General features: G+C 40.5%; 17 protein-coding genes. 6 read left to right on the top strand and 11 right to left on the bottom strand.

The genetic code is table 11. The features are described from left to right. Positions 1-3: 3 nt before the first annotated feature. The 5 genes from DIZ80_02260 to rpsB all read right to left on the bottom strand — a co-directional run bounded on the left by DIZ80_02260 (position 4) and on the right by rpsB (position 4,285). Positions 4-777, bottom strand: coding sequence for an isoprenyl transferase (locus tag DIZ80_02260; protein RDH85260.1), 774 nt, complete (start codon positions 775-777; stop codon positions 4-6). Between the two features lie 25 nt (positions 778-802). Continuing rightward, positions 803-1,360, bottom strand: a complete 558-nt coding sequence (locus DIZ80_02255; GenBank protein RDH85259.1) for a ribosome recycling factor — start codon at positions 1,358-1,360, stop codon at positions 803-805. 61 nt (positions 1,361-1,421) lie between these two features. Beyond that, on the bottom strand, positions 1,422-2,150 hold the full coding sequence (locus DIZ80_02250) for a UMP kinase (GenBank protein ID RDH85314.1): 729 nt from the start codon (positions 2,148-2,150) through the stop codon (positions 1,422-1,424). A 310-nt stretch (positions 2,151-2,460) separates the two neighbouring features. After that, positions 2,461-3,339 (bottom strand): elongation factor Ts, encoded by an 879-nt coding sequence (locus DIZ80_02245; GenBank protein RDH85258.1) that lies wholly within the window; start codon positions 3,337-3,339, stop codon positions 2,461-2,463. Between the two features lie 133 nt (positions 3,340-3,472). Continuing rightward, entirely contained in the window at positions 3,473-4,285 is an 813-nt protein-coding gene (gene rpsB, locus DIZ80_02240) for a 30S ribosomal protein S2 (GenBank protein ID RDH85257.1), read from the bottom strand. Between the two features lie 100 nt (positions 4,286-4,385). On the opposite strand from rpsB, the gene DIZ80_02235 reads away from it, so the two are divergent. The 5 genes from DIZ80_02235 (at position 4,386) to DIZ80_02215 (ending at position 11,543) form a co-directional block, all read left to right on the top strand. Then, positions 4,386-5,354 (top strand): type I methionyl aminopeptidase, encoded by a 969-nt coding sequence (locus DIZ80_02235; GenBank protein RDH85256.1) that lies wholly within the window; start codon positions 4,386-4,388, stop codon positions 5,352-5,354. Between the two features lie 108 nt (positions 5,355-5,462). Further along, positions 5,463-8,117 carry a [protein-PII] uridylyltransferase gene (gene glnD, locus DIZ80_02230; protein ID RDH85255.1) on the top strand — a complete coding sequence of 885 codons (2,655 nt, stop codon included), beginning with the start codon at positions 5,463-5,465 and terminating at the stop codon, positions 8,115-8,117. Positions 8,118-8,293: 176 nt separating this feature from the next. Continuing rightward, positions 8,294-9,793, top strand: coding sequence for a hypothetical protein (locus DIZ80_02225; GenBank protein ID RDH85254.1), 1,500 nt, complete (start codon positions 8,294-8,296; stop codon positions 9,791-9,793). Between the two features lie 8 nt (positions 9,794-9,801). Further along, positions 9,802-11,046 carry a hypothetical protein gene (locus tag DIZ80_02220; protein RDH85253.1) on the top strand — a complete coding sequence of 415 codons (1,245 nt, stop codon included), beginning with the start codon at positions 9,802-9,804 and terminating at the stop codon, positions 11,044-11,046. 74 nt (positions 11,047-11,120) lie between these two features. Beyond that, positions 11,121-11,543, top strand: coding sequence for a group 1 truncated hemoglobin (locus DIZ80_02215; protein ID RDH85252.1), 423 nt, complete (start codon positions 11,121-11,123; stop codon positions 11,541-11,543). Between the two features lie 180 nt (positions 11,544-11,723). Here DIZ80_02215 and DIZ80_02210 read toward each other — a convergent pair whose 3' ends face one another. The 5 genes from DIZ80_02210 to DIZ80_02190 all read right to left on the bottom strand — a co-directional run bounded on the left by DIZ80_02210 (position 11,724) and on the right by DIZ80_02190 (position 15,359). Then, positions 11,724-12,173: a 50S ribosomal protein L9 gene (locus DIZ80_02210; protein RDH85251.1), complete on the bottom strand. Its 450-nt coding sequence runs from the start codon at positions 12,171-12,173 to the stop codon at positions 11,724-11,726. Between the two features lie 17 nt (positions 12,174-12,190). Beyond that, a complete protein-coding gene (gene rpsR / locus DIZ80_02205; protein ID RDH85250.1) occupies positions 12,191-12,412 on the bottom strand; it encodes a 30S ribosomal protein S18 in 222 nt (73 codons plus the stop codon). A gap of 17 nt (positions 12,413-12,429) precedes the next feature. Next, positions 12,430-12,855, bottom strand: a complete 426-nt coding sequence (locus DIZ80_02200; GenBank protein ID RDH85249.1) for a 30S ribosomal protein S6 — start codon at positions 12,853-12,855, stop codon at positions 12,430-12,432. Positions 12,856-13,036: 181 nt separating this feature from the next. Next, positions 13,037-13,954: a hydrolase gene (locus DIZ80_02195; protein RDH85248.1), complete on the bottom strand. Its 918-nt coding sequence runs from the start codon at positions 13,952-13,954 to the stop codon at positions 13,037-13,039. Positions 13,955-13,973: 19 nt separating this feature from the next. After that, positions 13,974-15,359 (bottom strand): cysteine--tRNA ligase, encoded by a 1,386-nt coding sequence (locus DIZ80_02190; GenBank protein ID RDH85313.1) that lies wholly within the window; start codon positions 15,357-15,359, stop codon positions 13,974-13,976. An 87-nt stretch (positions 15,360-15,446) separates the two neighbouring features. Here DIZ80_02190 and DIZ80_02185 point away from each other — a divergent pair, with 87 nt between their 5' ends. Next, positions 15,447-15,920, top strand: a complete 474-nt coding sequence (locus DIZ80_02185; GenBank protein RDH85247.1) for a phosphotyrosine protein phosphatase — start codon at positions 15,447-15,449, stop codon at positions 15,918-15,920. Positions 15,921-15,976: 56 nt separating this feature from the next. Here the strand turns inward: DIZ80_02185 and DIZ80_02180 are convergent, their stop codons facing one another. Beyond that, positions 15,977-18,793: a ribonuclease E/G gene (locus tag DIZ80_02180; protein RDH85246.1), complete on the bottom strand. Its 2,817-nt coding sequence runs from the start codon at positions 18,791-18,793 to the stop codon at positions 15,977-15,979. Positions 18,794-19,418 lie beyond the last annotated feature (625 nt).

Raw genomic sequence — 19,418 nt, 5'->3', positions numbered from 1 at the left:
ACATTAGACCTGTTGTGTCTGAGTTGGCTCAACTTGCTCGCCAGTTTTACCAAATCGCCTTTGACGACCGGCATACCAGTTCAAAGCAGCTGAGAATTCTTCTGATTTAAAATCAGGCCATAACACATCAGTAAAATATAATTCAGTATAAGCTAGCTGCCAGATTAAAAAATTACTAATACGCATTTCACCACCTGTACGTATAAATAAATCTGGTTCTGGTAGCTGTTTTAAGCAAACAAATTCATCTATTAATTCAGCATCAATATCACAAACCTGTAACTCACCGAGCTGTATTTTCTTTACTATAGATTTACAGGCTTCAGCTATATCCCATCTACCACCATAATTAACAGCAATATTCAGTTGCAAACCCGTATTATTTTCAGTTAATTCTTTCGTTTCTTTAATTTTTTTCTGTAGTTTTTCAGAAAAAGCAGATATTTCACCTATAAAACGAACACGTACATTCTGTTTGTGCAAAGAATTGATTTCAGACTGAAGCGTAGAAACAAATAGCTCCATCAAACTGCTCACTTCCTGCTCAGGACGTTTCCAGTTTTCACTACTAAAAGCAAACAGGGTCAAAGCCTGTATTTTATTCTTAACACTCTCTTCTACAATTTTACGCGTTGATTTAACGCCGGCATGATGTCCTGCTGTTCTTGGCATAAATCGTTTTTTAGCCCAGCGTCCATTACCATCCATAACAACAACAATATGTTTTGGCCGGTCGTTTTCTTCCTGATCTTTATTATTTATTGATGTAACTGTCATTACTTTAGTCAGTAGTGAAAAATCACTAAATCTCCATCATTTCCTTTTCTTTTGCTTCCAGCAACTTATCGATTTCAGCAACATATTTATCTGTCAGTTTTTGAATAGCATCTTCCGCATTACGTGCTTCATCTTCTGAAATTTCTTTTTCTTTCAGCAAATCTTTAAAGTCACTATTCGCGTCACGACGTATATTCCTAACAGCGACCTTACCCGCTTCTCCTTCAGCTTTAACCACCTTAACCAGATCACGTCGACGCTCTTCAGTTAACATGGGCATAGGTACACGAATAACCGTACCTTGTGATGCAGGGTTTAAACCAAGATCAGCTGTCATAATCGCTTTTTCTATTGCACTCACCATAGGTTTCTCCCAGGGTGTAACAGCTAACGTTCTTGAATCTTCTGCTACGACATTGGCAACCTGTTTAATCGGCGTCATGCTGCCATAATAATCGACCATAACCTGGTCTAACAAGCTAGGATGTGCTCGGCCTGTGCGAATTTTCGTCAATGCTGTTTTCAGGGAGTCCACACTTTTAGTCATGCGTGATCTGGCATCCTGGGTTATTTCATCAATCATGTATCTCTCCGACTTATTTATTGCATCTTTATAATTTTATTTATGTATTTTTACTTGTTAATTAAGACGGTGTAACAGTAGTGCCTATAGACTGGTCTGAAATCGTACGAACCAGATCACCCGCCTCATTCAAATTAAAAATACGTAATGGCATATTCTGTTCTTTACACAAAACAATAGCAGTCGCATCCATCACTCCCAGGTTCTTAACTAACACTTCATCGTAACTAAGCGTTTCATAGCGTTTGGCATCCGGGTTTTTCATAGGGTCAGAATCATATACACCATCTACTTTTGTCGCTTTCATTAATACATCCGCTTCAATTTCAATTGCACGTAAAGCACCCGCACTATCGGTAGTAAAAAATGGATTTCCTGTACCTGCACCAAATATAACAACACGACCTTTTTCAAGATGACGAATTGCACGGCGACGCACATAATCTTCACAAACCTGATGAATACTTAAGGCTGACATAACTCGACAGCTAGGCCCTACTCTTTCAATTGCATCCTGAAGCGCCAGACAGTTCATCACCGTAGCCAGCATTCCCATATGGTCACCGGTTACACGGTCCATACCCGCTTCTGCCAGGCCTGCGCCACGAAAGATATTACCTGCGCCGATAACGACACCAACTTCTACACCTAAATCTACAATCTGTTTTATTTCCGCCGCAACACGACCAATAATATCAGGATCAATACCGGATTCCTGTGAACCCTGTAAAGCTTCACCACTTAATTTTAACAAAACACGTTTATAAACTGGTTTAGATTCACTCATTATTATATCCACTTATTATGTTTATTACGCATTAAATCACGATCTAAAGATCGCCCCTATAAAATCACCTGACATTAAATATTAAGTGACTTTTTTAAATTCTCTATATTCCTTATACACAAAAAACCGGAAAATTAATCCCGGTCTTAAGTCCATCCCTGAGTATTCTTATAACCTAACCGGTTATTTATAACGGTTCAGATTGCCTCTGGCTGACTTCAAATCAAGGCGGGAAATCTGAACATACAAATGTATGTGTCCATTTCCCAACGAAGAGTTGAAGTCAGCCAGAGGTGAGCTGAGCCGTTAGAAGTTAGCTGGCGCCTATCTGGGCCATTACTTCATCTGCAAAGTTCTCTACTTTCTTCTCAATACCTTCGCCTACTTCAAAACGAACAAAGCTATTAATAGTAGCGTCTTTTGATTTTACTAACTGCTCTACAGTTTGATCTGGATCTTTAACAAACGCCTGACCCATTAGAGTAATTTCAGCTAGATATTTACGAATACGACCACCGATCATTTTTTCGATAATTTCGTCAGGCTTACCACTTTCTTTTGCCTGTGCAACTAAGATGGCTTTTTCTTTAGCCAGCATTTCTTCAGGCACATCATCTTCACCAATACAGGTAGGATTAATTGCAGCAATATGCATAGCGATATCTTTAATCAGGTCCTGGTCATCTTTATTTAACTCAACCATTACACCCATACGAATACCGTGATTATATGAACCAAAAGCACCTTCAGTCGATTTACGTTCAAAGCGACGAACCTGGATATTTTCACCAATTTTGGCAACCATACCCTGTCGTGTTTCTTCAATCGTTTTACCACCTTCAAGCGTCATTGCACTCAACGCTTCAACATCAGCTGGAGAATTTGCTAAAATACATTGCGCAACACCGGTAGTAAATGCTTTGAATTCATCACCACCAGATACAAAATCTGTTTCACAGTTAATTTCAACAATAGCCGCTTCTTTCTTGTCATCACTTACTGCGATAACAACTAAACCTTCTGCAGCAACTCGACCCGCTTTCTTATCCGCTTTTGCAAGACCAGATTTGCGCATATTTGCAATTGCTGTTTCCATGTCGCCATCTACTTCCTGTAGTGCTTTTTTACATTCCATCATACCGGAGCCGGTGCGCTCACGTAATTCTTTAACCATTGCAGCAGTGATCTGCATAGTATTCACCTCATTAAATATTTATTTGTTAGAGCAGGCTTTCACCTGTCCGTTATATTTGCTATTTCAATCCGTTATTAATTAAATATTAATAACAGGAAGAATGGACGGGTTCAAAACCCGCCCCACAAGATTATTTGTCTTCAGCAGATGCTTCAGCTGCCTTCTTAGGCGCTGCTTTTTTCTTTACCGCTGCTTTCTTCTTAGGTGCTGCTTTTTCAGCTGCAACTACTTCTTCAGCTTCCTCTGCACCAATATTTAATGAAGCCGCTTTACCTTCAATAATTGAGTCTGCAACCGCTTCGATATAAAGCTTGATTGAACGAATTGCATCATCATTACCTGGCACAATGTAATCTACATCATCAGGTGAATTGTTAGTATCAACAACACCGATTACAGGAATGCCAAGAACTTTAGATTCATGTACTGCAATGGCTTCATTACCTGTATCGATAACAAAAACAGCATCAGGCAAACCGCCCATATCCTTAATACCACCCAGTGTTTTTTCAAGCTTTTCCATTTCACGGGTTTTGTTTAGCGCTTCTTTTTTGATCATCTTGTCAAAAGAACCGTCTGTAGACATCGTTTCTAATTCTTTAAGACGACGGATAGACTGACGTACTGTATTGAAGTTAGTCAGCATACCACCTAACCAGCGGTGGTTAACGAAAGGCATACCACAACGAGCTGCTTCTTCAGCGATTGCGCCGCGAGCTGCACGCTTAGTGCCTACAAATAAGATTTTACCATTAGAAGCAGCAACTTTGCTGATTGCATTCAACGCATCGTTGAACATAGGTAATGTTTTTTCAAGATTGATGATATGAATCTTGTTGCGGTCACCAAAGATGTATTCTGCCATCTTAGGATTCCAGAAACGTGTTTGATGTCCGAAATGAACGCCTGCTTCAAGCATTTGGCGCATTGTTACTTTAGCCATGATTTAACTCCAGTTAGGGTTAGGCCTCCACATACCCCTTGCAACAACCTGATCCAGAGAAAAAACCCTGTTCGAGGCACCCAGTTACTAAGGTGATGATATGTGTGCGTATTTAAAAAAATTATCGTTTGCGCATAAGCGCGGCGGCTTTATATCATATATACCGTTTTTTAACAATAAAAAGCGTATTTTTTATCTTAATAAAACCGCTAAGTCCAAGAAAACTAAGGAAATCTTGAAAATCGTCTATAATTCAGGCCTAATCGCTTTCCAAGACAAAAAACACAAGCAAATCGAGCATATGAGCATACTGATAAAAACACCGGAAGAAATCGAAAAAATGCGCATCGCAGGCCGTTTAGCGGCTGAAGTACTAGAGATGATCGAACCCCATGTAAAACCGGGGGTTACCACTAATGAGCTCGACCGTATATGCCATGATCACATTGTGAATAAACAGAAAGCGATTCCAGCCCCTCTTAACTACCACGGCTTTCCTAAATCTATCTGCACCTCTCTAAACTTTCAGGTTTGTCACGGCATACCGTGTGAGAAGAAACTTAAGAAAGGCGATATCATCAATATCGATATCACTGTAATTAAAGATGATTACCACGGAGACACCAGTAAAATGTTCCATGTAGGGGAACCAACTATCAAGGGTACTCGTGTGTCTGACGTTTCCCATGAGTGTCTGATTAAAGGCATTAAACTGGTTAGACCAGGTGCCCGCCTTGGCGATATAGGAGAAGTTATTCAGAAGCATGCCGAATCAAAAGGTTTTTCTGTAGTACGTGAATATTGCGGCCATGGTATTGGCAGAGGGTTTCACGAAGACCCACAGGTTATGCATTACGGCACGGCCGGCACGGGTGTGACATTACAGGAAGGAATGATCTTCACCATAGAACCTATGATCAATATTGGTAAACGTCAGGTTAAGGTACTTAAAGACAACTGGACCGTAGTGACTAAAGATCATAGCCTTTCAGCACAATGGGAGCACACTATTCTAGTCACACCTACCGGATACGACGTTCTAACACTGCGTGAAAACGAAACAATTTAATACTTCGAAATGGAGCCAGTTTAAACGCACTGAGCCTTAAAGACGGCTTGACCCGCCCGACCACCTGACGTCCATACACAAGCGTTACAGAAATACGATAGAGATTACATGACAAATATAACACTTCGTTCCATTGAAATTTTTAATGTAAAAAGCTTTAACAATCAGCTGGAGTCAAAGCCAGACCAACTACTCAGTTTACTGAAAGAAACCATTCAGTCTGGTCAGGAAGCGATCAAACAGGCATTTGAAGCTGGAGCAAGCACGCTTGAAATCGTCCATACCCGCGCCAGTTTTATTGATCAGATTTTAATTCAGGCATTTAATGTTCATTTTTCTGATTGCAACCAGAGCGTTGCATTGATAGCTGTAGGCGGTTATGGCCGAGGTGAGCTACACCCGGCATCAGATATTGATCTGATGTTATTATTAAAAGAAAAAGAAAGCCCGGAAACCAAAGAAAAACTTGAACAGTTTTTAATGCTGTTATGGGACAGTAAGCTCGATATCGGACACAGTGTACGCACCCTCACAGAATGTATCGACGAAGCAACAAAAGACATAACGGTAGTCACCAACCTGATGGAGTCACGCCTGCTAACGGGTGATGAATCACTCTTTAATGACATGGTGGATGCCACTGGACCTGACAAGATCTGGAACAGCAAGGATTTTTTCAAAGCCAAACTGGATGAGCAAACCCAACGCCACCGCAAATTTGGCGACACAGCTTACAATCTTGAACCAAATATAAAAGAAAATCCCGGTGGGCTGCGCGACCTGCAAATGATTGGCTGGGTTGCCAAACGTCATTTTGGTACACGAATATCACATGAACTGGCAGATCACAGCTTCCTTTCACAGACCGAATTATCTACGCTAAATGAATGTCAGACCTATTTATGGAAAATACGTATACATCTGCATTACCTTACAGGTAAACATGAAGACCGCATGTTATTTGACCTTCAAAGACAACTGGCTAGCGACTTTGGATACGAAGATGGTGATAACAACCTTGCCATTGAACAGTTTATGCAAAAGTACTATCGCACCGTACTTGAACTTGAACGACTAAATGAACTATTACTACAACTGTTTCGTCAGGAGATTCTATATACAGACGAACAGGAAGAACCGGTTGTTATAAATCTTCGTTTCCACGTTATAAATGACTACATTGCAGCCCGCAACGAAGATATTTTCATCGACCACCCCAGCTCATTATTAGAGATTTTTCTCATAATGGAGCTACACCCCGAGATACGCGGGGTACATGCCCAGACAATTCGCCTTATACGTGAGCACAAACACCTCATTGACGAAAAATTTCGTGCTTCACAAACAGCAAAACAGTTATTTATAGATATCATTACTCAGACCCGCGGTGTAACGCATGAGCTACGTCGTATGAACCGTTACGGCATTCTTGCAGCATATATACCGGCATTTAATCAAATTGTAGGGCGCATGCAGTACGATCTGTTTCATGCTTATACCGTCGACCAGCATACGCTGTTCGTTGTTAGAAACATGCGGCGTTTATCTGTGCCTAATTTTGCCCATGAGCAACCTCTTGCCAGTGGCATTTTTCACCACCTTGAGAAACCTGAACTGCTTTATCTGGCAGGCCTGTTTCACGATATTGCAAAAGGCCGCGGAGGCAATCACGCAGAACTGGGGGCTGTCGATGCTGAAGAGTTCTGCCTTAATCATGGCCAATCGGAAGAAGACAGTAAATTTGTTGGCTGGTTAGTCAAAAAACACCTGCTAATGTCAATGGTAGCTCAGCGTAAGGACATCAGTGACCCTGAGGTCATATTTGCCTTTGCAAATGAAATGGGCAGCCTAGCGCATCTGGATAACCTCTACCTGTTAACTATGTGTGATATACGTGCAACCAATCCGAAACAATGGAACTCATGGAAAGCCAACCTGCTAGCGGAGTTATACCATAAAGCCGCTGCTGCGATAAAAGCAGGTTTAGACAACCCAATACGACGGGAATTTGTATCTCAGGAAACACGCACGTCTGCAACACGCCTGTTAGCTAAACTCGGCGTCGTATCTGAGGAGTTAAATGAATTGTGGACACCCTTCCCTGATGACTACTTCATTAACCATACACCCTATGAAGTTAGCTGGCATAGCCAGATCCTGCTTGATCCAGAGCAGTCATTACCAAAAATAAAAAGCCGCATAACCTCACGTGGTGAAGCTGAAATATTCATCTATAGCGAAGAGAACGATAAATCATTCGCTATCATCGCATCAACACTAGAACAGCTCGGTCTAAATATTGCTGACGCTAAAATCAATATCACGGATGATAATTTCGCTATCAATAGCTTTAAGGTTCTAGAAGATAATGGCAGCAGCCCGACTGAACAGTACAGAATGGTTGAGATAACAGACAAACTTATGTCTCGATTAACCAACCCTGACGATATAATTAACCCGTCCAATAGACTTCCAAGCCGCACCCAGAAAAACTTTTCTGTAGAAACAAAAATACGTTTCGACCAGCTTGTAGGTAATGATATTACCGTATTAAATATCGTCGCAAGCGACCGTCACGGCTTACTGGCAAATATAGCCAAGGCCTTTGCAGAATGTGAAATACATATTCATCACGCAAAAATTGCTACAGCGGGTGAAAAAGCCCTGGATAATTTCTATATTACCGACAAAAACCATAATCCACTTCTTGATGACCAGTCGTTGGAAAAACTAAAATCAACCCTGCTTAAATATCTAAATTAGCATTACGGGGCAACACTCAAGTTGCCCCGGGCTCAATTTAGAGCACCTCTCACACATCAATTTTCAACACTTAATAACAGTTTTCTGTATATGTACTACAATAAAATGAAGGACTTAGGGGAATTTACTTAATTTTTCATTAAGATGATGACACTTTGTGACAATAAAACATAAAAATGCGGGCATTGGCTGTGCCAAATATTATATCGATTAAAAAATTACTCACTTCCGTCTGTCTTACACTGAGCATGGCAAGCACTTTATCTCATGCTGTTAACACCCCACTCGAGGACAAACTTCCTCTTGATACGGTCGTTATCATGGACAGCTCAGGTAGCATGAAACAAACCGACCCCAAACAGCTACGTAAACCTGCTGCTAAATTATTTATTTCACTACTTGGTAACCAGGATCGACTCAGTGTTGTCAGCTTCAGCAGCAAAGCCTGGCCAATTACTTATCTGACTCAACTTGAAAACGACAAGCAGCTTAATCAGGCACTACGTGCTACAGATAAAATCTCACACAAAGGCATGCACACCAATATTCACTCTGCAATTGAAAAAGGCATTGAGTTTTTAAAAGAAAGCGACCAGATCAACAGAGAACCTATTATTATCTTAATGTCTGATGGACAGATGGATGTAGGTAATGCTGAAAAATCTGCACAGTTAAGAACTCAGATATTTGAAGATTTGCTACCCAAATTAATTGAACACAATATAAAAATATACAGCATTGCATTTACCGAAGCATCCGATCAGGAATTATTACAGGAAATAGCTGAAGCAACAGACGGTCGTTATGCATTAGCTGCAAGTGACGATGTTTTACATAAGGTGTTCAGTAAAATATTTGAACAAACTAAACAACCTGACATGCTCCCCTTAAATGAAAATAAATTCATTGTTGATGCCAGCATTAATGAAATTACAATTATAGCTAATAAATCATCTGAAAATAGCCAGATATACCTTCAACCACCCACTGGGGAAAAAATAAACTCCACCTTTAAATCTGAAAAAATAAAATGGTTTGTCTCAACAAGCTTCGATATGATAACCATAAAAAAACCCGATGAAGGCGAATGGAAAATTTTATTCAGCGATGATGATAACCGGGCATATATCGTAACTGACGTAAAACTTCGCACCCAGTTCGAATTCAACGAAGACAGCTATCAACCTGAATTAATTATAAAATCATGGTTTATTCAGAACGAAGAAACTGAAGCTAATCAGGAGTTATTAAAGAGCATGGAAGTCGCTTTAGAAATAGAGCACCCGGACGACACCATAGAGACATTCCCAATTGAAGCTGCCAATGAACAGGGGGAATTTATTATTCACTTTAAACCTCAACTCGATGGAATATATGGGGCAGCCATCATTGCCAAATCACGAACATTTCAACGCCAACAAATATTCTCCTTTAAAAACACCATGCCTACTGAACCGGAGCCTGTTGAAGAAGTCATCATAAAAGAAGAAGTTATTATAGAAGAACCTGAGGCCCTGCCTATAGATGAAGAACCCGAAGAAGACATAACAAAGATATTGATTTACTTTGGCATATTTAATGTCGTAATAATATTTCTTGGATTAAATGGATTTCTTATTTATAGACATTTTAAAAACAGCAAAGCAACACCAGAAACCTCAAATGAAGAAGAATAGAAAATAAAATGCAAATCCCTCTAATATACGTATTGATCATAGCTGAAGTACTGCTTGTATTTATAGGGTTAAGTATAACTCTGGCAGTAATTCTATTACGTAAACCCAAACTCACTAATGCAGATCAAAAACTGACAGCTCAACAGGCCGAGGATGAATTTGATGCCATTGATCTGGGAAGCAGCTATATCGATTTTCTTGAGCAGGCAATGGAGCGCAACAACACAAAATCAGAGCAACAGAAAAGCATTGAAGAGGAAAAACCTGACAACACTGAAGAACAACTCGAAGATAAAAACACCTCACCCGCCCCCAATGAAACACAAAGCAGCTTATTACAGGCACGTGAACAGTTTTTGCTTATGGAAAAAGCCGCCGCTGAGAACACTGAACATGAAATACAATTCTGGGATAGCATCTACGATGGAATGAAAAACCTGCTTGAACAATTTTCAACTACAGAAACCATATCTTCTACGGAATCAAATGAAAACCCTGCACAGGAAAGCAAAGAAAAAGTATTTTATATCGAAACTCAGGGTAAAAAAATCGACGGTGAAGTTAACAAATTAAAAGATATAATTTACGAACAGGAAAACGCTTTAAGCAGCATGAAAAAAGCGATGGAAGGCGCTGAGCAGGAACACCCTGAAGAATCCGAATCACTTAAAATACTTAAAGAACAAATTGAAACTATCGAAAGACAACTCAGTGACTCTAAAATGTGCATGGAAGTTCTGGAAATGGAAAACAACCGCCTTCAGGAAGAAGTCGATAAAATGGAAGCCCGTCATGACTCTTTATTTGAAAAACAGGATGACAACAAAGCCGAGGAAAGCGACTCCCTCATTGACCTTGATCAGATAAAAGAAGTGGTCGAGCAGCAGGAAAATAAAATCAAACAACTTATTGATACTATTGAATCCCTTGAAATTGACGCTGCTCAGGCAGACAAACTAAAAGACACTATTAGTGATTTTGCCCGCACTTCAAAAGAAATGATGAGCTGCATATCAATACTTGAAGAGGAAAATGAGAGACTCAAAGAATCAACTGAAGAATCAGAAGCAGCTGAAGTAAATGATTCGGCTGCAGACAATGAAGAGACCGATGCATTAAAGAGCGCAATAAGTTCACTTGAAGAAGAGGTCATTAAAAAAGATGTTGCATTTGCACAGCTGCAGGATGAGTTCAGCTCTATGGAAACAGAGTACCTGGCCATGTATGAAGCAATGCACGGCGATAACTCATAATAAAATCCTGTAAATACAAACTATCCACTATAATATACACGCCATACATTATGAGAGAAGCGGATTTTTAGATCATGAAAATAGATAAGACTTTATATGACCGTCTTGGCGGCATTGAAACACTCAATAAGGTACATAAGATATTTTATGACAAAATCTATGCACACAGCTGGTTGAAAAAATACTTTGCTGAAAAACCACAGCACGTACTTGAAGAACAGCAAACTGATTTTATGATGCAGCTATTCGGTGGACCTAAAGGTTATAGCGGAAAAAGCCCCAAGTCTGCTCATCAACATATGTTAATCACCGAAGAGTTATTCGAAGAGCGAGCAAAGATTCTATCTGCATCCATCAAAGAAGCAGGTGTCGCTGATGATTTAAGAAATGAATGGATTGCTGCTGATGCAGCATTAAAAAAAGCATTAATAAAACACTCAATAGATGAGTGCTCCGTCGCCTACCCTACCCAGCCAATTCTTGATTTTCCAAAATAAATATAAATATCGTTACAACATATTAGTTAATATATTTATCCTGCACACTTCGCATCACACTATTTTTCGTCAGCTACAGCTACCCCTACAGCGTTAAATATCAGAAACTATTAGTTCCATAAACGACAACAGCCGGGCAATGCCCGGCTGTTGTTGAAGCTTATGATGAAAGTATGTAACTTATTCTTCACCAATAATCGTCAACTTAATCTGTGCATTTACATCAGAATGTAAATGTAGATCAATTTCATACTCACCCGCATTACGAATTGGACCAGTAGGAAGACGAACCACTTTCTTCTCGATATCTACGCCTGCAGCAACAATCGCTTCGGCAATATCTGCATTACCTACAGAACCGAATAACTTACCTTCAGAACCTGACTTAGATGTAATGCTAATAGTCATTTCATCTAATTTGGCTTTAAGTGCAGTTGCAGTTGCTAGTGTTTCAGCTTCTTTAGCTTCAAATTCAGCACGACGCTCTTCTAACTCTTTAACGTTTGCTTCGTTAGCAATTTTAGCTTTACCAAATGGTAATAGGAAATTACGTGCGAAGCCATTTTTAACGCTTACTACATCACCCAGCTTACCCAGGCGATCAACTTTTTCTAATAGAATGATATCCATTATTTAATCCTCTGAATTTAGTGCTGGTCAGTGTAAGGAAGCAATGCAAGGTAGCGCGCACGCTTAATTGCAGTTGTTACCTGACGTTGGTATTTAGCTTTAGTACCTGTGATACGTGCAGGTACAATTTTACCTGTTTCACCAACAAAGTTTTTCAGCAGATTAAGATCTTTGTAGTCACACTGTGTAATGCCTTCAGCAGTGAAACGACAGAATTTTTTACGACGAAAATATGCCATCTTTAATATCCTCTCAATTATTCAGCAGAAGCATCTGCTTCAGGAGCAGCTTCTTCAGTAGGTGCAGGTGCAGATTCTTCAGTTGTTTCAACTTTAGTTTCACGCTTATCAGACTTCTTGCTTTCTTCTTCTTTCATAAGAGGAGATTGCTCAGTGATAGCTTCTTTGCACTTGATAACCATATTACGTAGAACAGCATCGTTAAAACGGAAGCCAGATTCCAGCTCAGCCATTTCTTCATTGCCGCACTCTACATTCATCAGAACGTAATGAGCTTTATGGATTTTATTGATTGAATAAGCCAGTTGACGACGGCCCCAATCTTCAAGACGGTGAATTTTGCCACCTTTAGATTCAATAATGCCTTTATAGCGTTCTATCATCGCTGGCACCTGTTCGCTTTGGTCAGGGTGGACCAAAAACACTATTTCGTAATGACGCATTGTATGCTCCCTACGGTTAATGCCCTCTGCATAGCTGTATAAACAGTCCATCAGTAGAACAAGGAGTTAAAAAAACTGAGCCTCATGACTCAGGCGCGCGATTATACGGGGTAATAGGCCTTACTACAAGCCCTGATAACAACCTGAGGATCTCTTCTGCAAATATTCAACACCTACGGGTCTAATCACCAGATTTAGATAAACCTTTCGTGTTTTCAAAAAAGCCCCATATTTCCTCTGAGGCGTCAATATCCATAGAGCTATTGCCTAATAATCGTCTACCAAAGAACTTAAGAGGGTAACCAGGCCATATATGCCCCCCTCCCTCTATATCTAGCTGCTGCAATGTAACACCATCACGACATGAGTTATAACTCACCTGTGTCACAAGAGTATTGTCCTGAGTATCTTTATTTTCCAGCTGCATACGTCTTTGTCTCTCACACTGGTTATGTGAGCGCCAGAACGCCATCATCTTATCAACAGAAACAATTTTACCTCCTTTCCCCCTGAACCAGCCTTTCTTAACTTCGCCCCCACCCCATGGCACAAACGTATCTTCACGACCATTAATCATTAATATATTGATCGCATTCGACGGTTTACAGGATTGATAAAGTGACAGGCCCATTGTTGCAACGACAGATGCATAAGCTTTAAATGAGCTCGACTCACAGGCCAGACGCTGAGTAAAAAAACCACCGTTTGATATGCCTGTAGCAAAAACACTGGATTTATCGACCTCTTCGTTATCGACAAGCAGACTGATAATCGCATTTACATAAGCAATATCATTAACACCATCTGATGTCGATTTACGACCATCATTCCAGTGCCCTTTATGAGATTGTGCATAAACAACGATAAATTTTTCACGCCCTGCAATAACATCAAATTGACTAACATCACGCATTTTTTCCGCGTTACCGCCACCCCCATGAAAAACCATTAACAGGGGAACAGGTGTATTGATATTTTGCGGTTGATAAATATGAAATTCACGCTGCAGGCCATCTACAGTAATTGTACGTATAGCCGAAGCCACAGCGGTCGAAACAAACAACAGAGAAATAAAGCTATAAATATGTAAATATTTCATTTTAGACTTACAACTTAAATCACGCCCTGCGCCAGCTAGTTTCTGCCCCCTTATCTTCCAGCTCAATACCCTGTTCTTTTAACGCATCACGAATACGATCAGCTTCACCCCAGTTTTTATCGATTTTAGCCTGTGTACGCTGTGTTATTAAATCGTCTATCGCCGAATCATCCAGACCACCTGAACTACCACCACTTTTTAAGTAACTTTCAGGATCATCCTGTAACAAGCCTAAAACATCACCCAGGTGTTTTAATGTAGCAGCAAGTGCCGAGGCTTTATTAACATCTGTTGTTTTCAGCTTGTTAATCTGATTTGCAAGATCAAATAATACAGACATTGCCTCAGCCGTATTAAAATCTTCATTCATGGCACTTTCAAAACGCTGAACATATTCTTTCGAATCATCATTCATTTCTGTAATTTCAGTATCACGCAATGCTGTATATAAACGACTTAATGCAGCGCCCGCACTGTCTAATAATGTATCTGCGTAGTTTAACGGGCTACGATAATGGCTAGCTAAAATAAAGTAACGAACATCTTCTGCACGATAACGCTCTAAAATTTCACGAATGGTAAAGAAATTACCCAGTGACTTGGACATCTTTTCATCATCGATGCGCACAAAACCATTATGCATCCATAAATTTACAAATTTTTCACCTGTTGCCGCTTCACTTTGTGCAATTTCATTTTCATGATGAGGAAACTGCAAATCCTGCCCACCACCATGAATATCAAATGTATTACCCAGGCAACAGGTTGACATAGCAGAACACTCTATATGCCAGCCCGGACGTCCTTTACCCCAGGGTGACTCCCAGAAAGGTTCATCAGGTTTTGCCGCTTTCCATAATACAAAATCAACTGGATCATTTTTATTTTCATCGATCGCTACACGCTCACCTGCACGTAAGTCTTCAATAATTTTTCCGGAAAGCTTCCCGTAATCTTTGAACTCACTGACATCGTAATACACATCACCGTTACTCGCGGCATAAGCAAAACCTTTTTCAATCAGGGTTTCAATCATCGAAATAATATCATCCATAGATGAAGTTGCACGCGGCTCTTCATCCGGAGGCAGCACACCCAGCGCATGCGCATCTTCATGCATCGCTGTAATAAATCGGCTGGTTAGATCATTAAAATCTTCACCATTTTCATTCGCTCGGGCAATAATCTTATCGTCAATATCCGTTACATTACGCACATAGGTCACATCGTACCCCTGTGATTTAAGATAACGAGTCACCATATCAAACACCACCAGCACTCTGGCATGCCCTAAATGACACAGATCATAAACCGTCATACCACAGACATACATACGAACCTTATTTGGCTCGATAGGTTTGAATTGTTCTTTTTGATTCGTATAGGTATTGTAGATTTTTAACATATTGCCCATTTAACTTAAGTTAATAATAGTCGGTAAATTTTCGCGATTATTATACAATGCTTTGCAACAAAAATTGGAGTTATAAGAATGGTTAATGTGTTATTTGTTTGCATGGGCAATATTTGCCGATCACCCAGTGCTGAAGGTTATTTTCGTCATATTGTTGAAAAAGCTGGCCTAACGGAACAGATTAAAACGGATTCAGCCGGTACACACGCCTATCATATAGGATCTCCACCCGATACTCGTGCACAGGCATCAGCCTCTAAACGCGGCATAGATTTAAGCGATTTACGTGGCCGTAAGGTTGAAAATAAAGATTTTAAAAGCTTTGATTATGTAATTGCCATGGATAACAGTAACCATGCCGATCTTCAGGATGTTGCTAATGGCAACCCTGACAATCTATTTATGTTTCTAAAATTTGCAGAGAATTTTTCAGAAAATGAAGTTCCTGACCCATACTATGGTGGTGATCAGGGTTTTGAGCATGTCCTGGATTTAATTGAAGACGCTTCATTAGGTTTACTAAACGACATCCGCGAAAAGCACGATATTTAAATAATTAAATCAGGCACACATTCCCACGCAGCTGCGCAGGAATGTTTTCAGGTAACCTAAAATTCCCAGGGCTTACGCTCTGATTTTTCAGCCGGTTTAGAACTCTTATTATTAGCCGGTGCAGGTGCAGCTGATTTAGCTGGCTGTGCTGGCTTTTTCTGTTCAGGTTTAGCCTGCGATTTTTCTGCAGGCTTCTGCCCCTGAAATTCCCAGGGTTTAGCAGCAGACTTAGATGCATCTGCCTGTGGTTTAGATTGCTTCTGATGCACAGGTTTAGACTGAGGTTTTGCACTTTCTACCGTTTTAGGTGGAGCTGACTTAACCTCATTATTAACAGGTGCCTGAGCAGGTTTAGATTCAACCGGTTTAGACTCAGCTGACTTTGACTGCTTTGGTGTTGATGCTGGTGCTGGTGCAGGTGCTGCTTCAGCTTTAACATTTTGCGGTTTCGGTTTTGATTCCTGAGTTTTAACATCCTGCTTCACATTTTGTGTACTCTGTGGAGCGGGTGAATTATTTTCTGATTTATTTGCAGATGGATTTTGCTGCGGTTTTTTATCACCCGTCTGCTGCGCACGGTTACCATCAGCCTGTTTTTCTACCGGCTTATTTACTGATGGAGCCTGATCTGTTGTCTGCTGAGTCTTTTGCTGTGAAACCTGCTGATCACCCTGCTGACTATTCTGTTGATCACCCTGCTGACGATTATCATTACGATTCCCGCCACGACGGCGACCTCTACCACGACGATTTCCACGTTTTGAACCGTCTTTTTGAGTATCCTGCTGACCACTATTAGGCATTTCATTTTGCTGTGAAGCTGCCTGATTAACAGTTTGATCAGTTGAATCTTTATCTACTTTAGAAGAATCAGGTCTAGCTGACTGCTGTTTATCATCGCGCTGATTTTTATTTCTATTTTGCTGATTTCTATTTTGCTGATTTTTGTTCTGCCTGTTCGCATTTTGCTGCTCATCACGCTTGTCTGCAGAAGGTTTATTTTGTTGACGAGACTGCTGCTGTTTATTCTGCTGCTTATTTCCCTGCTTCTGACCGCGCCCCTTATTATCGTTACGATTACCATCACGACGTCCACGACTATTTCGATTACGATCGTTACGATTACGATTACGATTACCCTGCTGATTACCCTGTTTTGGCTTTTTAGGTTTTTCTTCTGACTCTGCGCCACCAAATAAAGACTTAATAAGACGTGCAAGTAAACCAGGCGGTTTCTCTTCTTTTTTCTCAACTACCGGAGCAGGTTGTGCAGGCGTAATCGATTGAACCGCTGGCTTTTCAGCTTCAACTGAATTTGCAGAATCACGACCGGGCACATAAACTTCTTCAGTTTCACTTGCAAGCTGGTATGAAGTTTTACCTTCTACACTACCCACTTCAGATTTACGTAAACGACTTACTTCATAATGTGGAAGCAACATGACTTTATCAGCAATAAATGAAATCTCTACACCCGTACGGTTTTCAATTTCAATTAAATCTTTACGTTTTTCATTAAAGATATAAGTTGCCACTTCAACCGGCACCTTAATAATCACACGACCGGTATGCTCTTTAAGTGATTCTTCTTCTGCAATTCGTAACAAAGATAGAGACAGTGATTCAATATTACGAATCGTGCCATAACCGTTACACTGAGGACATACTTTCTGTGTTGCCTCCCCTAGTGACGGACGCAATCTCTGACGCGACATTTCGAGTAAACCAAAACGTGAAATTCGACCAATCTGCACACGTGCACGATCCATCTTCAATGCATCACGTAAACGGTTTTCTACCGCACGTTGATTCTTATTTGCCATCATATCGATAAAATCGATAACCACCAGACCACCCAGATCACGTAAACGTAACTGACGAGCAATTTCATCGGCCGCTTCAAGGTTGGTATTAGTAGCTGTTTCCTCAATATCACCGCCTTTTGTAGCACGGGCTGAGTTAATATCGATTGATATCAGTGCTTCAGTAAGGTCAACAACGATTGAACCACCTGAAGGCAATGTCACTTCACGCTGGAACGCAGACTCTATCTGGCCTTCAATCTGATATCGATTAAACATCGGAATATCATCTTGATATAACTTCAATTTACGCTGGCTATTAGGCATAACCTGCTTTACAAAATCTTCAGCTGTTTTATAAACTTCCGGGCTGTCTATCAGGATTTCACCGATATCATCACGGAAATAGTCACGCAGTGCGCGAATAATAACATTACTTTCCTGGTATATAAGGAATGGAGCCTGACGGGCATCGGCTGCTTTTTCTATAGCACCCCAGACCTGCGCCTGATAATCCATATCCCATTGTAATTCTTCTGTCGCACGACCTACGCCTGCGGTGCGCACAATAAGCCCCATACCTTTAGGGATTTCCAGACCACTCATCGCATCGCGAATTTCTTTACGATCATCACCTTCAATACGACGAGAAACACCACCGGCACGCGGGTTATTTGGCATTAATACCAGATAACGACCTGCCAGAGATATAAATGTTGTCAGTGCAGCGCCTTTATTACCACGCTCTTCTTTATCAACCTGCACAATAACCTGCTGACCTTCCTTAATCGCTGTGCGAATATCAGGGCGACCAGATGCATTACGCGCTTCATCGGTAAAGTAGGTGCGAGAGATTTCTTTAAAAGGCAGGAAACCATGGCGATCAGCACCATAGTTAACGAAAGCCGCTTCCAGACTTGGCTCAACCCGGGTAATTGTACCCTTGTATATGCTGGCTTTCTTTTGCTCGTGTGAGGATACTTCGATATCCAGATCGTAAAGTTGCTGGCCATCGACCATCGCAACGCGCGTCTCCTCTTTCTGGAGAGCGTTGATTAAAATTCGTTTCATTGGAATGTAAACCTGAGTTAGTTTGACACTCTGATGGGGGTAAACCTGAAATTACTGGAGACACTGCATAGGCGGGCTGTTGATTGTGAACAGTATTAGTACCGCTCATACAAAACATATAAACAGCCGCGAGCCACTCTTCCATAAGCGTAAAGGATATTACCTGCGCTTCTGGGTTGCAGTTCAGTTTTTGTTTCAAGTTGTAGATCAAAGTGAAATTCATTAATTACTAATTAGTTGGTGATAGATTTAATAAGGCTCTACCTAACCGGTGTGGGTTTATAACTACGCATAAACCCGTATTCTTTAATACTGCATCTGTTACATATGATGCTAATTCCTGAAATATCAAGCCTGCTCCCTTTAAAATCATATGTAAGTCATTGATTTTAAATGTCAGAACCAAATATACTATTTCTGGAACTCATAGAGTCTTACAAATTGTGGCAAGCAGGTCAAGCCATAAAACAGCCTTATGGCAGTTAATTAGCTAAGTTTGGGTAAAATAAGCTGTAAATAGTCGGATATAACAATATTTAAGATAACAAAACAGCTAAAGATGAGTAACACCAGAAGTAGATTTGTCCACAACTTAAGCTCTTCACACATAATTCATCTCCCCCGT

It is taken from the genome of endosymbiont of Galathealinum brachiosum, from assembly GCA_003349885.1.
In the GTDB taxonomy this organism is placed as follows: domain Bacteria; phylum Pseudomonadota; class Gammaproteobacteria; order SZUA-229; family SZUA-229; genus SZUA-229.
Note: the sequence above shows the minus strand (reverse complement) of the source record. Positions and strands in the feature narration are given on the sequence as shown.

Bases quoted from the DNA above. Each gene is read 5' to 3' on its own strand.
- DIZ80_02260 (RDH85260.1), bottom strand. From the start codon at position 777: ATGACAGTTACATCAATAAATAATAAAGATCAGGAAGAAAACGACCGG.
- DIZ80_02255 (RDH85259.1), bottom strand. From the start codon at position 1,360: ATGATTGATGAAATAACCCAGGATGCCAGATCACGCATGACTAAAAGT.
- DIZ80_02245 (RDH85258.1), bottom strand. From the start codon at position 3,339: ATGCAGATCACTGCTGCAATGGTTAAAGAATTACGTGAGCGCACCGGC.
- rpsB (RDH85257.1), bottom strand. From the start codon at position 4,285: ATGGCTAAAGTAACAATGCGCCAAATGCTTGAAGCAGGCGTTCATTTC.
- DIZ80_02235 (RDH85256.1), top strand. From the start codon at position 4,386: ATGTGTGCGTATTTAAAAAAATTATCGTTTGCGCATAAGCGCGGCGGC.
- glnD (RDH85255.1), top strand. From the start codon at position 5,463: ATGACAAATATAACACTTCGTTCCATTGAAATTTTTAATGTAAAAAGC.
- DIZ80_02225 (RDH85254.1), top strand. From the start codon at position 8,294: ATGCGGGCATTGGCTGTGCCAAATATTATATCGATTAAAAAATTACTC.
- DIZ80_02220 (RDH85253.1), top strand. From the start codon at position 9,802: ATGCAAATCCCTCTAATATACGTATTGATCATAGCTGAAGTACTGCTT.
- DIZ80_02215 (RDH85252.1), top strand. From the start codon at position 11,121: ATGAAAATAGATAAGACTTTATATGACCGTCTTGGCGGCATTGAAACA.
- DIZ80_02210 (RDH85251.1), bottom strand. From the start codon at position 12,173: ATGGATATCATTCTATTAGAAAAAGTTGATCGCCTGGGTAAGCTGGGT.
- rpsR (RDH85250.1), bottom strand. From the start codon at position 12,412: ATGGCATATTTTCGTCGTAAAAAATTCTGTCGTTTCACTGCTGAAGGC.
- DIZ80_02200 (RDH85249.1), bottom strand. From the start codon at position 12,855: ATGCGTCATTACGAAATAGTGTTTTTGGTCCACCCTGACCAAAGCGAA.
- DIZ80_02195 (RDH85248.1), bottom strand. From the start codon at position 13,954: ATGAAATATTTACATATTTATAGCTTTATTTCTCTGTTGTTTGTTTCG.
- DIZ80_02190 (RDH85313.1), bottom strand. From the start codon at position 15,359: ATGTTAAAAATCTACAATACCTATACGAATCAAAAAGAACAATTCAAA.
- DIZ80_02185 (RDH85247.1), top strand. From the start codon at position 15,447: ATGGTTAATGTGTTATTTGTTTGCATGGGCAATATTTGCCGATCACCC.
- DIZ80_02180 (RDH85246.1), bottom strand. From the start codon at position 18,793: ATGAAACGAATTTTAATCAACGCTCTCCAGAAAGAGGAGACGCGCGTT.